General features: G+C 34.4%; 6 protein-coding genes. 4 read left to right on the top strand and 2 right to left on the bottom strand.

Annotation, left to right across the window (positions count from 1 at the left end; translation table 11 throughout):
* Positions 1 to 8 precede the first annotated feature (8 nt).
* Together ACXGQW_RS04865 and ACXGQW_RS04860 are read right to left on the bottom strand one after the other, a co-directional pair.
* The gene (locus ACXGQW_RS04865) at positions 9 to 1,412 is read right to left on the bottom strand and encodes a GspE/PulE family protein (RefSeq protein WP_457823974.1); all 1,404 of its coding nucleotides are present in this window, start codon (positions 1,410 to 1,412) and stop codon (positions 9 to 11) included.
* A 458-nt stretch (positions 1,413 to 1,870) separates the two neighbouring features.
* A complete protein-coding gene (locus ACXGQW_RS04860; RefSeq protein WP_457823973.1) occupies positions 1,871 to 2,263 on the bottom strand; it encodes a type IV pilin protein in 393 nt (130 codons plus the stop codon).
* A 153-nt stretch (positions 2,264 to 2,416) separates the two neighbouring features.
* Between ACXGQW_RS04860 and ACXGQW_RS04855 the strand changes: the two genes are divergently transcribed.
* The 4 genes from ACXGQW_RS04855 (at position 2,417) to ACXGQW_RS04840 (ending at position 14,560) form a co-directional block, all read left to right on the top strand.
* Positions 2,417 to 2,959 carry an OmpH family outer membrane protein gene (locus ACXGQW_RS04855; RefSeq protein ID WP_457823972.1) on the top strand — a complete coding sequence of 181 codons (543 nt, stop codon included), beginning with the start codon at positions 2,417 to 2,419 and terminating at the stop codon, positions 2,957 to 2,959.
* A 53-nt stretch (positions 2,960 to 3,012) separates the two neighbouring features.
* Positions 3,013 to 3,672 carry a hypothetical protein gene (locus ACXGQW_RS04850; protein ID WP_457823971.1) on the top strand — a complete coding sequence of 220 codons (660 nt, stop codon included), beginning with the start codon at positions 3,013 to 3,015 and terminating at the stop codon, positions 3,670 to 3,672.
* 93 nt (positions 3,673 to 3,765) lie between these two features.
* A complete protein-coding gene (locus ACXGQW_RS04845) occupies positions 3,766 to 10,617 on the top strand; it encodes an Ig-like domain-containing protein (protein WP_457823970.1) in 6,852 nt (2,283 codons plus the stop codon).
* A gap of 10 nt (positions 10,618 to 10,627) precedes the next feature.
* Entirely contained in the window at positions 10,628 to 14,560 is a 3,933-nt protein-coding gene (locus ACXGQW_RS04840) for an RHS repeat domain-containing protein (RefSeq protein ID WP_457823969.1), read from the top strand.
* Positions 14,561 to 14,566: the final 6 nt, after the last annotated feature.

Here is a 14,566-nt window from a genome sequence, read left to right as displayed (position 1 = left end):
AATCTTTATTAAGCTGTAGTGGATAACAATGCTTGAACTTCTTCAAAAGAGGTAATTCCTTTCTTTAACAAATCTAAGGCTTTGTCTGGAATAGTAGCATAGTTTTTTAAAAGATCACGGGGGTAATTTTGGTGCTGATTCTTTATGTGTTCCATCAGTACACTTTCGATAGGAATAATCTCGTAAATAGCTACTCTACCTGTATAACCTGTATGAAAACAATGCCTACACCCAACAGCTTTGTATAAAATTGATGTTTTTTTTATATAAGGTTGTAAGTTTTGTAGTTCATCATATGAAATTTCTTTTTTACAGTGTGGACAAAGTTTTCTCAGTAAGCGCTGAGCCACACTCATAATTAAAGTGTCAGCAATCAGATACTCTGGAATTCCCATGTCAATGAGCCTAGAAATAGTAGCCCATGCGGAGTTGGTGTGTATTGTCGATAGAACCAAATGTCCTGTTAAGGCTGCTCTTATGGCAATATCAGCAGTATCAGTATCTCTAATTTCTCCAACCATAATTATATCGGGGTCCTGTCTTAAAAAAGATTTTAATACTTTAGAAAAGTCTAAACCAATATTTTCTTTTAATTGTACTTGATTAATACCGGGAATGGTATACTCAATGGGGTCCTCAACCGTCAAAATATTATTTGTTTCTTTATTTAATTCTTTTAACGCACCATACAGAGTAGTTGTCTTTCCAGAACCAGTAGGCCCAGAAACTAAAATAATTCCATGTTTTTTTCTTATATACTGCATAAAAGTCTGCAACTCTTCGGTATCGAAACCTAGTGAATCTAGTTCTATTTTAATATTCTCTTTACTCAGTAAACGCATAACTATCTTTTCTCCGTGCAAAGTGGGAATAATAGAAATACGAATATCAAATTTGTAGCTGGGTTGCTCTACATGAATTCTTCCATCTTGAGGTAGTCTCTTTTCAGAAATATCTAACTGAGCTGCAATTTTAATTTGATTGACCAAAGTCGGATATTCTTCTTTAGGAATAATAAATTGTTCTACCAATAAACCATCAATTCTATAGCGTATGCGTCCTTGCCCTTCAAAGGCTTCAATGTGTATATCACTAGATTTTATTTTTGTAGCTTGATAAATAATTTTGTCTAAAAATTGATCATTAGCAAAAATGATATCATTTTCAACATTAGTTTTAGGATAGGTGCTAATCAGTAGCTCTTCAAAATCAGTATCCTTTACGAGCTCTACAGTAATTTGATAACCTGTGATGATATTTAAAGTTTCTACAGAAGTTTGACTTCGGTCCTTTTCAGGAGTGTACACCTTTAATTGGTTATCTGTCAAATCGAAAGGAATGATTTGGTAATGATGCGCAATTTCGGACGATATCAACTGTTTTAGATGCGTAGGTATTTTAGATAAAATCATAAGAGGTGAGAATAAATATAAAATAAAGAACAATATAATGCTTGAAAACCAGCCAATGGCACCATATCGCTATAGTTGCTTCTCAATATTTTTTTTAAGACTAAATGTAGTAACAAACTAAAAATCATACTGAATACTAAATTTTGAATAAAGTGTAAAGTTGTAAAACTCGTAGCGATTATCACTAAAAACAATACATCTCCTAGTCCCAAATTATTCTTCAAACTTATATTTCTAGCTTTGGTATAAAGGAATAATCCCAACATTAGCATGGTCACCAAAACAATATTTAAAAATAACTCTTCTATCAAAAAGTTGGTATTCAAGTAAAAAATAGCAAATCCATTTACAAAAGCACAGATAAATAAAATAGAATAAACTTTTCTCTCTTTTACATCTTGAAAAAAAATAGATAGAAAAATAAGAATCTGTAAAATAATACAATAAAAAAGCATTGTTTAATCTTTAGTTGTTTCTTTCAAAACCTCTTGATGATCAACTTGCCACTGATTAAAAACACCATCTCCGTCAAAATCTACAACCGCAGTTGCTTTGGCAACAAATCCGCTAGCCGTTTTCTGAACTGAATACTCATAATTGGCATTACCTCCTTTGGTTATGCTCTTTGGAGCTTCAAAACCTAATTGAGAAAAATCATCACTGTAGGTCGAGTGTAAGTAAAAATGTTGTTTTTCTAAGGTATATAAATGTTTTAGTTGTGTTTGCGCTTCCATACTTTTAGTTTTTGTAATTAAAGGCATTAAATTAGGAACGGCTAGTAATAGTAAAATTCCCATAATAACTAAAACCACTAACAATTCTTGTAAGTTAAAAGCATTTATTTTTTTCATAATATATTGTCATTCTTTTATTCAAAAATAGATTTTATTTTTTTATCGAGTGAAATTTATCATTCACCAATGTTAATTTAATGTTAAATTAATTTTGATATTGTAAGTTATTGATTATAAATGCTTTTTTTTGTTTTGCTAAACTAAAACTATATGAAAAAAGAATCTTTGAGCCTACTGATCTCAGTAGCAGCCATTTTATTTGCCTTATTTACTTTTGTATTTCAATCATCTTCAAAAAAACATCAGGTTTACGTAGATGTAAATCAAATGATTGAAGGTTACAAAAAAACAGAAAAAATTAGAGCAGATTTTAAATTGAAGGCAACTCAAATGCAATCTAATGTTGATAGTATTGTAAAAAACTGGCAGGTTGAATTACAAGACTACGAAAAGACTCGCTCTAAAATGACTAAAAAAGAGCTGGCTTTAAAGCAAGAACTATTGGCTAATAAACAACAACAAGTTAATAATTATCAAGAAGCAGTCAAAAGGCAACTAAGAGGCGAAGATCAAAAAAACACACAAACTATTTTAAATGATATCAACGACTACGTAAAGTCTTACGGAAAAGATCACGGGTATGCTATTATTTTTGGAGCAACGGGATCTGGGAATATTATGTATGCAGAAGAAGGGGCTGATTTAACAGAAGATGTGTTAGAATCTCTAAATAAAGATTATAATCCAAAGTAGTACTAGAATTATAAGAAAAACATCTCTTTTATCTTTAATAAAACTCAATTGCTATGAAGTTTTTAAAAGTCATACAGTCTATAACGATATTGATTGTGTTTTTAAGTTTGCAAGCTTGTGGGTCAAAAACATTTGATTCAGAAGACGACTTGTGGCAATATTTGCAGGACAAAAACAACGGCTATCTTCATAAAAAGCAGGTTAAAGGAATAGACTATTCTATACTCTATAAACCTACAGATATACTAGTGAATCAAACATTAAGCCAATATTCAAAAAAGGCGATTGATAGTTTGCGTAATCATTACAGCCAGTATCTCTACTTCAATCTATCATTTTCTAAAAACCAACAAGAATTGCAGAGTACTGTCCCTAGAAACAAGCAACACTTTGGATCGATGGTCAATCAATTGGTATTTGGGATGGGAGAATATGTATATGCCTACACTAACAAAAGAGACACTTTGAGTTTGGTAGATTATATTTATCCACGAATGTATGGCGTTAGTAGCGGAACAAAAATGATGTTTGTATATGAGGCTAATCAAGAAGAACTAAAAGCAGAACACTTGTTTTTAGAAATTAAAGATATGGGTTTGGGTACAGGAGATGTAAAGTTTAAAATCCCCACCAAGATTATAAAACAAGAGCCAAAATTAAATTTTGAGAAACTAAAAAACATCAATTCGAGTGATTCTGAAACTTCGAAATAACACCGAGAATCATTTTTTTAGATGTCGAACAATATAAAAATACAATTCCAAACACGTTTTGGAGTCCATTAATGCCTAGTAGAACAGCAACCTATGAAAAATTCATTTATTAAAAATCAAAAACAAAGAATCATCGCTTTGTTTTTCTTGTTTACTTTTTTAAATACGTTTGTGCCTTACGATTTATTGTATGCAAACAATAACGGTCCAAGTTCACCTGAATCTGCGGGTTTTGAGTCTGTAGAAGCTACCGATATGGTAAATTTAACCAACGGAGATTTGGCCTATGTCTTGCCATTAATGAGCGTTCCTAGTCCCGAAGGGAATTTTCCATTAAGTTTATCCTATCATGCAGGAGTGACAAGTGATATGGATGCGTCGTGGGTTGGATTAGGCTGGTATCTAAATCCAGGTGCTATTAATAGAACTTTAAACGGTTCTGCTGATGACTGGAATGGTGGTACAAACATCAATTTTATATCGATGAAGGAATCAGAAACTTATTACAGCGTGAGTGTAGATGTCGGTTTACCTTCTGGGGCATCAGTAGGAGTAGGTTTGAACTGGGGAGGAAATAGAGGAGTTTCTGGATCTGTGAGTGCAAGTATAGGAATGGCTTCGGCATCAATTTCATCCACAGGAGATATGTCTATAGGACTCAATGTGAAAGGAATTTCAGTATCGGTTTCTTCTGCAGAAGGTGGTTCCATTGGTGTTAGCGGGAAATATGGGAAAAAAGGGTCTAACACAAGTATAGGAGGGAGTCTATCTTATTCAACTAAGAATCAATGGAAAGGTTCTGGAATTAACATTCGTACAGTTACAGATAGGGATGATAAAGGTAATGCTACATCCTCCACAGGAGTGTCTCTAACCTCAAGTGGAATTTCGGTAAGCTCTTCACAGGTAGGATCTAAAGGTGCTACAACATCAGGAGGTGCAAGTCTTAGTCAGAGTAGTTTCTCATCAGGAGATTTTAGTGTTAATGTTCAGAGTCAAGGAATAACATTGCCGTTACAATTAATAGGAATTCCTGTATCTCTGGGTTTTAATAAGACAAAAGTTACTTACAGTCTAAGGAAAGGATATAAAAATAGAGAATGGGGAGCTTTATATTCATCAAACTATTATGACATTATTGACGACGATGATGATGGGGGTAATAACGTGATAGGGGAGTTAAAAAGGATGAATAACCAGTTTAACGATTACCAGAGCAGAAATAGGTCCATGGATACATATGAACAAACTTTACCTTTAGGAGAAAGAGAATTCGTTGCAGATACCAAATCTAAACATGAAAAAGCAAATTTTACGTTTGTTGCTTACGATGATTATATTGTAAATGCGGAAGGGTTGAGCGGAACTCTACACCCCAAAATATTTCAGAACATCAATATTTTTGGTAAAGGTGATAACTCTAAATCGGGTGGAACAAAAACGCATACTTTTTTTCATCACGGAAGTGAGAATGATGTTACAGCCATTGCTAAGAGGAGTATAGGTAGTAATGCAAGCTCTAGAGACAATTTATATTTTTACTTCGACGGACAATTTACCAGTAATGAGTTAGCAGCAAGGGACAATATTAATTTAGGTAATGGAGGCACATTGAATGCATTGGTATCATCATCAAACCAAGGTACTCACGCTAATAATCCTTATGGCAGAGCCCAGTCTCCTTCCTATATCGAAGTGTTTACCAACAAACAAATTAAAGATGGAGATGCTGATGGGTTGATTACCTCCACGAGTTTACCAGATAACCAGCGAGATGATAAAGGTAAATATTCGTTAGATGGTATCGGTGCTTACAAAATTACGTCGCCTGATGGAAAAGTTTATCATTTTTCGTTACCCGTCTACCATTATGAACAAGTATACAGGACGCTTTTAAATGAGGGTGAGGATGAAACCCAAAACGCCAGGCACGTTAGTGAGAAGAGACAATACACCAAATATGCTACACACTGGTTATTGACAGGAATCACGGGGCCAGATTATATTGATGTAAACAATAACAAAAAGTTAGATGAAGAAGATTATGGTTATTGGGTAGAGCTAGATTATGGAAAATGGACGGATGGTTTTGTTTGGAGGACTCCTTACACCCAAGGGGTACAAGATTATAATACTAATAAGTCTAACGAAATAGAAGACGACGATTACGGCTATTACTCTTTTGGTAGAAAACAATTGTATTATTTAGATAAGATAAAAACGAGAACGCATACCGCTTTATTTGTAAAGGATATTAGGTATGATGCCGTTGGTCAAGCTGTAAAATATCGTTTTAACAATATCAATAATGGATTTAATTCTGACGGATCGACACGAAAATATCTAACTCCAACAGGAGATAATAGAGGGTTAAATAAAACATTTTCCATAGATGTCAAAGAAAACAACGTTAACTATGCCAGAGAATATACGTTAAAGTTAGATAAAATAGTTTTGGTTAAAAACGATAAAGCTGCTTTAGTATCTAAAGAGAACGAAATCTATTCTTTAGGAAAGTACATGACAGGCTCTCCACTTTTTTATAGGCCTGATAGCGGACATTCTCCGCAATGGAGTTCTAAGGATTTTGAAAGCGAGTACGGTGAAAATCTACGATACCAAATTCATCAAGAGGACAATGTGTTGGATGTTAAAGATATCTCACAAGACTTTATAAGAGCTAATGCTTTGGAGGTTATAAATTTAGAGCATGACTATGCGCTGGCAAAAAACTCACCTTCTTCTCCAAGTATTTTTAGAAATAAGAATACCAACGGAGGAAAGTTGACTTTGAGAAAAGTTGATTTTCAAGGAAAAGGGGGAGCTTCTTATGCCCCCCCATACGAGTATCAATATTATTTTGAAAATGAACCTAATATTCCCGAAGGGCTAAATGGTGGAGACAGACAAGCATATCACGAATGGCGTAAAAGCCAGCTGGACCCTTGGGGATTTATCAAAGGTGATGATTTGGTTGATGAGGGTGGCGTAGCCCATCATCGTTCTATACTTTGGAGTTTAAAGCAGGTTAAAATGCCAACAGGAGCCAAAATAGATATAGATTACGAAAGAGATACTTATTGGACTGAGGCCTTTGCAAGGAGGTATTGGGAGGAAGATCTAAGATTTCAAGTAATGAGCGAAAATGATAAAATAGTACAATTGAAAATTTTCAATGAACCAGGTTCAAATATCAATTTTGAGGATTATTTTGGTAGAGGAGATAATTTGTATTTTGACTTATGGTATTACTACGCTAGAAAATCATGTAGCGGACCTTTTAACACATTTTGCAGTTGGGAAAGACCGATGATGTTAAATTCAGATGTTTCATCAGACAAGTATAATGTTGAACTAAAGCGAGTTGAATCAGATTATATCATAGTTGAGTTTAAAAATTTAATCATACCAGTAACAGAATACCCTTGGCATGTAAAAGATTATAAAATAGGTAAGATTTTTAGTTTGACCACTGGAGCCACTGGGGGAGGAGTTAAGACTAACGGTAGACCTGAACAGCATTATGTTAGTCAAGGAGGCCCATTATCTAGGCACGCCTTAAAATATAAGCTTTTAGCCACAAGAGTTCCAGAAAATGAAACAGGAGGAGGTTTGCGAGTAAAAAAACTGATAACGACAGCATCGGACAATGAAAGGTATATAACAACATACGATTATAATTATCCAGCACATATCAAAGAAAATACTTCTTCGGGAATTACCTCTTATGCACCTGTAGATGGATTAAAGTATGTGCCTTATCAATCAGAAGTACCGCCACCAGGTGTTATGTATGAGTACGTAACTGTTTCTAACGAAGATGTAGATGGTAACAAACTTTCTAGTACGAGATATAGACATAATGTACTAAAACCCGTAATAGATATCTTTAGGGAAAATATTTCAATGGAGGCTATGGAATCTAACACTGGTAGAGAAGATAAAATTTTTAAAGCCAACGTGATAACCGAAAGAGGAGCTAACAATGTAGAAGCAAAAAAGATAGACTTGCACTTGAACACAGGTATTATTGGTCAGCTAAAATCTATAGAAGAACTAAATAGTGAGCAGCAAGTAATTGCCATTACAGAAAATGAATATATCAATGGTGATTACTTAATGAATGAACATTCTAGTAAAAGTGCTACAAGCGAAAGTTTCAGGGCTATGAAATCAGTATTTAAAACCAATGAAAGTAGTACAAGCATAAATGATGTAGATAGATATTTGTCCATTTCTACAAAAACGGAGCATAACAATCTTTTGAGAAAAGTAACCAACCACGGTACTGGTTTAGTAAAGTCTGTAACTTATACAGATTTAGATCCCTATCTAGGATCTTTTACAGGAAGTGAGTCAGAAATGAGTGATGGTACGCGTTTTAAAACGGAAAAAATACCTGCCTATCGTTTTTACGAAGGTATGCAAGCAAAAACAGAAAATCCGTTAAATAAAAACATGTTAACGCAAAATGCAATGGATATTACTTCCATATACATAAAAGAAGGTAATGAAATTGTAGAGTCATGGAAAACAATAGATGCTAATGTGACTACGTGGAATGAAGATTGGGAATACGTATCTAAAGAAGGAACCATAGAAAACGGAACTCAAGAATCTGTGTGGAGAAAGCATAAGACTTTTGTATGGAATGGAGACTTAACTAACGAGGGTACTTACGGTTTAAGACTTACTTCTAACGATTTTAATTGGACAATTAACAGCAACCAAACAAAGCAAGAATGGGAGCAAACTTCTGAAATAACAAGATATACGCATTGGTCTACACCAGTGGAAACCCGAGATGTCAACGAAAATTATGTATCATCTAAGATGGCAGATAATTATAGCAAAACTATTGCTGCGAGTAATGCTAGAAGTTCCGAAGTATTTTATTCGGGAGCGGAATATACAGAATCAGTAGATGGTCAAGGAAATAGTTTTGTTTCAGGAGTTTCTGAGAAAACACAGAATCAAGTAACTAATATATTTCATACAGGTAAAAGAGCGCTTAAAATAAACAAAGGTGATAGTGATTTTAAAGTAGAGCTAAGAGCTCAGAACTCGGGATTCAATTCTCATCGAGCGGGAAAATACAAACTATCAGTTTGGATGTACGAAACAGAGTGTATGCGAAGAAAAGATGTTAAACTAAACCTAGATGGAAGTCTATTGCCGTTTGACGATGAAGTAGTCGAAGCCGGTAGCTGGGTACAGTTAGTTAAATATGTAGATATTACAGGAGCAGACCACAGCATTTCAGTTGCGGTGAGCAATAATGCCTCTAATAACTACATTTATTTTGACGATTTTAGGTTGTGTCCCATCAGCAGTAATATGACTAGTTATGTTTACGACAACGCTACGGACGAACTGACCGCTATTTTGGGAGCAAATAATTTGGCAACTAAGTTTAGATATGACAAAGCAGGACGTTTAAGTAAAACCTACTCAGAGGTAGTTAATCATGCTGCAGTTAAAGGAGGATTTAAACTAGTAAACGACTATAACTATAACTACCATAATAAAAGTAGAACAAATGAAAACGAAGTTGATGCTCAGAGTAGCGAACAGGTTGTAGAAGTGAGAACAACAGAAACTCCTGAGGCGTTAGATGATACGTATAAACTTGAACCTAATGAGACAAAGAGATTTGACGTATTAAGCAACGATAGTTTTGGAGCGAACGGTGCACAATGTCAGTCTGTACGAATAATAAATTCGCCTTCAAGCGGTGTTTTAAGTTTGGATGACGGAGGTACTCCATTTGATCCACTAGATGATGTATTAACGTACACAGCCTCAAGTATTGAAGAAACAACTGCCGCGACATACGAAATATGTGATAGACAAGGAAATTGCGATAGAGGAACGGTAGTTATTAAGGTAGAAGAATATAAACCTGTAGTAGAAGATTATACGGTTGAGTTGAGTGAAATGGATTCGATTAGAATATACCCGTTTCGCAATGTTAGTTTTGGAGGTGATGGTCCATCATCGACAAACCCAGTAGTTATTAATTCAGAGCCTAAAGGTAAAGTGTTGAATTATATAAGAAGACCAATTGAGTTTGCATTAATCGATAACGGAACTCCTAATAATAAGTTAGATGATTATTTTTCTTTTATCCCTGGTAGCGGATTCATAGGTAATGATACATTTGGGTATAGTGTATGCGATAATGATGGAGATTGTGAAAATGTAACTGTAAATTTGCAAGTGAAAAGAAAACTCAGCGTAGTTGATTTGAGTACGACATTTAATCAGTACGAAACAGAATATCATTCTGTGGTCAATGCAACTACTGAGTCAGATAGATTTCGTAACACATATATGGCAGTACAAGAGTTAAAAATTAATTCTCTAAGTAATTCTTACATAGAAAACGTGAATTTGCCCGTTAAAATAGAATTAAAAAACCTGCCAGTACTATATGATGCTGATTCACGAAGAATCATTCCCTACGATCAAGTTGAGTTTGATTTTGGATATTTGATTACAAATAATCGTTTGACTCGTAGCGAAATGTTCGATTTTTCTAATTACAATGTGGTTCGTCCTTCTTTAAGTCATAGAAACGCACCTTTTCCATACCACTTTTATGAGCATTTGCAAACAGTTTTGAATTTTGATGTTACGCTTAATAATGTTGGAGAAAATATATACATATATGTATTTGGTTTTCATAACAAATTTGGAGGCATTGCTCTTGAACCAGAAGATCCTCGATTTAATCACGGAAGTACAAGTAGAGGTAGAATAGAGATGAGAAATGGAATAAGTCTCCGTGCTGATATGAAAATGAAAGTAACATTAAATAAGGCACATAGTGATTTTAGATCAACTGATTACTTTAACTATATTCCTTTTAGTAATAGCAGTCGTTACCCTTTGACAGAGGAAGAAGGAAATGTTTCGAAAGAGTTTGGCTATTTCACAGATTAATATTTAGACTATGAAAAAATTAAATACATACGGTTTTTGGTTACTGATTTTGTCAAGTACGGTGCTCTTTTCTCAGCAAAGACGAGTAATTTTATCGGATCCAGAACCATCTTCAAAAGCAATTACGGCGGTAAATACAATTACCTTAAAACCTGGTTTTTCCTTCTCGGCAACAAGTGGAAAAGTTTTTACAGCAGTACTAGTTCCTTTATCCTCGGAGCCCATAGGTCAAAAATACGATGTTAATCAAAGCTTAGCTACAGATGATTTAAACTGGGTAAATACCAATTCTTACGATATTCTAGGCCGTTTGACAGCAAGTAGCATATCTTATTTTAACACCATAGGAAAAGGAACTCAAAGTCAAGTACTGAATATAAAGACAGGAAAAGTATGGGCAACAGAAACGAAATACGACCGTTTTGGTAGGGCCGTTTTTAATACGATGGCAGCACCTATTGGACAAAATTTTGGTTATAAATCAGATTTTGTAAAGAACGTTGATGGGAGTAATTACGATATAAACGATTATGACAATTTAAGTACAAATAGCGTAGGTTTTGGAGAAAATCCTAATACAGTGGGTAGTCAAATAAATACTTTAGGTTGGTATTATAGTGACAATAACACTGACGAACTGTATCAGGACAAGACTAACTACCCGTTCACAAGAACAGTTTACAGTAACTTAATGCCTACAGAAGTTAAAAAAACAGTTGGAGGAAACAAGGTAACAATCAATGGAAATCAGGATTGGATTCATGGGTATACATTTAATTTGCCTTTAGCTCAGGAAATGCATTATGTGTTTGGTTACGACTATTTTAGTTCTAAAAAAGTTAGTCGAATTAATGAGTCCACGCTCAGTACTAATTACTTAAACGGAACTAAAACGGTAGTAAGAGACGAAAAAGGTATAGAGACCGTTGTTTTTCAAGATAGCGAAGGTAATACTTTAGCTTCTGCAAAAAGTGGAAACGAAGATTTGGCTGGCAGATTAAAATATAAAGTACTTTCTCCTGTAGGGGAGCAGGGCTATGTAGATATACACATTCCTGTGGGATGTGGTGGAACCGTAAATTTGTTAGGAAATTATAATGAAATAGAAATTTACAACTTAATTACAGAAGACAAACATACAAGTACACCTATTTCAGGAGTTAACAATCTTAATTTACCTTCAGGACTGTACAGGGTAGCAGTAAAAGGAATTGATAAAGAAAATCCTTTTGCTAGAATTAATAGCAATAGGCAAATAGAAAAGGTAAATCCTAGTGGATTCGCTCTAGAATATTATGTAAACTACTACGATTACTCCTTAAACTATTACGATAGGTCTGGAAATTTAATCAAATCAGTTCAACCCATAGGCTTTGATGCAAACGCTCTAGAAAGCTTAAAAACAAAATTGGAACTAAACCATAGTTCTGCAAGTACCTATAAATACAATTCACTAGGACAATTATTAGAGTCAGAGAGTCCAGATGAAGGTAAGTCGTGGTTTAAGTACAGAAAGGATGGACAAATACGTTTTTCCCAAAACGAGAAACAACAATTACAAGGAACATTTTCTTACACACATTACGACAAACTAGCAAGACCTATAGAAAGCGGAGAATATAAAGGTAGTAGTTATGTTTTTGACGCAAATAATTCAAATAATTTGGATGCAATTATAAATAATGTTTACACTTACCAAGCTTGTTTTGATGATGTAGATGATTTTGCAGATGCAGATTGTAGCGAACAATTATTTACCAAATTCGATGAAAAGGATAATTTTATATTGGATGGAGAGTTGAGTAATATAGGATATCCTACAGCAGATTACCAACAACATTTTGTAGCAGGAAATGTAAGTAAAACCTTTACTAAAAATCCAGAGACTACAATTACGTGGTATAGCTACGATATTTACGGACGCGTAGAGTGGATGGTGCAATACATTGATGGCTTGGGATTGAAAACAATAGATTATGAATACGACCCTGTTACTAGCGAAGTCTTAAAAATAATTTATCAAAAGCACAGTACTACAGAATTATTCGTACATAAGTATACTTACGATATTGTAGGAGAATTAACACTAGTACAAACATCAACAGATAACGTTAACTTCACAGAACAAGCATGGTATGATTATTATGAAACAGGAGCACTAAAAAGAATAGAACTGGCAGAAAATTTGCAGGGAATAGATTACGTATACAATCTTTCTGGTCAATTAAAATCTATCAATCACCCTTCTTTAAATAAAAGTAAAGATCCTGGAGAAGATGGAGACAATGGTATAAAACAAGATGTTTTTGGAATGTCTATCAATTATTACAGTGGCGATTATCAGAGGAATAATAATCATTTAAGTAGTCTAAATTTGGGGACCGATCAATTTAATGGGAATATAAAATCTATCCGTTGGCAAACAGCTTCATTACACGGAGGAGAAAGAGGGCAATACTTTGAGTATGACAATAAAACCAATTGGTTACAAGAAGCCAACATGGTTAAAATAAATTCTAACGCTAGCTATAGCCATACGAATGATTACAAAGTGTCTGGGATTACTTATGACGTTAATGGAAATATAAAAAGTTTAAAGAGAAACGGATATACAGATGCAGGCAAAGGAATTACCAATAGTATGGATGATTTTAGATACGAGTACCATACAGATGCAGGCAAGCCCAACCAGTTAAAGCATGTAACAGACCACGTAAGTAATAATACAAACGCAGGAGCTTATAACGACTTAAAATCGCAAGACAGTAATAAACAGTACCGTTACAATGTTATTGGTCAGCTAGAAGAAAATGAACACGAAGGGATTAAGTATATCTACAATGTAAGTGGTTTGGTAACAGAGGTGTTAGAAAAAGAAGTTCTCCGAGTAAAATTTTATTATAACGACAAAGGTTTTAGAGTACGTAAAGAATCTTATGATTCGGAAGGAAATTTAACGTTTACAGAGCATTATATAAGAGATGCGTCGGGAAGTACCTTAGCTATTTATAAAGATGGAGTACAAAAGGAAATACCTATTTACGGAGCATCACGCTTGGGTGTGTACCAAAAAACGAACAGTGCAACCACTACACGTTACGAGTTAACAGACCATTTAGGAAATGTGAGGGTGGTACTTACTAAAAACAGTACACTACCTGCATTGTTTACTGATTACTATCCTTTTGGTATGCCCATGCCTAGTCGTAATACTATAAATAATGAGTACCGTTATGCCTACCAAGGACAAGAAAAAGACCCCGAAACAGGGAAAGAAGCTTTTGAACTCCGCTTGTGGGATAGCAGAATTGGTAGATGGTTGACGACGGATCCTAAAGGACAGTATGCAAGTCCGTATTTGGGAATGGGAAATAATCCTATGTTGTTAATTGATCCTGATGGTGGCATGACCTTTGGACCAGGTCCTTGGCCAATTAATGGAGAATCTTTAGCAAGAGGTTTTAGAAACTGGGTCGGTAGTATTAGTAGAACTTTAGGTATTGAACGAAGTAATAATATAAATCATAAGACAAGTAAGGTTGCTACAAAAGATGGTATTATTTTGGGAAGTGAAGGTGGATCTTCAAACCCTTTAAACGTAGAAGTACCAAAAGCAGGTCCATCTAGTATTTGGGGAAATATAGATGCTTTTCTGGCAATATTCGAAATAATTTCCAAAGATTTGAAATTTTCACCACCCAAAGTTCCTACATTTACTACTGACTTACATGATATTGATATTAAATCTACTGAAGTAAGTACATTTGAGTTTAAAAATAGAAGCTTATTTAAAAATATTTCGAGACTTAGAGTTTTTGAAAATGGACTAGAGTCTCAAATAATTGATGTCCAGGTAGATAGTTCTGAAAATAGTATTAGAGATCTTATAAATCGACAATATCCCCCTTTGAAACATTCTGATTCAATTATTATAGGACAATAAAATATC

The organism is Wenyingzhuangia sp. IMCC45533 (assembly GCF_054111225.1).
This window is presented reverse-complemented; position numbering and strand designations above follow the sequence as displayed.

What these genes read in the sequence shown, in the direction of transcription:
- ACXGQW_RS04865 (WP_457823974.1), bottom strand. Translation starts at nt 1,412, where the DNA reads ATGATTTTATCTAAAATACCTACGCATCTAAAACAGTTGATATCGTCC.
- ACXGQW_RS04860 (WP_457823973.1), bottom strand. Translation starts at nt 2,263, where the DNA reads ATGAAAAAAATAAATGCTTTTAACTTACAAGAATTGTTAGTGGTTTTA.
- ACXGQW_RS04855 (WP_457823972.1), top strand. Translation starts at nt 2,417, where the DNA reads ATGAAAAAAGAATCTTTGAGCCTACTGATCTCAGTAGCAGCCATTTTA.
- ACXGQW_RS04850 (WP_457823971.1), top strand. Translation starts at nt 3,013, where the DNA reads ATGAAGTTTTTAAAAGTCATACAGTCTATAACGATATTGATTGTGTTT.
- ACXGQW_RS04845 (WP_457823970.1), top strand. Translation starts at nt 3,766, where the DNA reads ATGAAAAATTCATTTATTAAAAATCAAAAACAAAGAATCATCGCTTTG.
- ACXGQW_RS04840 (WP_457823969.1), top strand. Translation starts at nt 10,628, where the DNA reads ATGAAAAAATTAAATACATACGGTTTTTGGTTACTGATTTTGTCAAGT.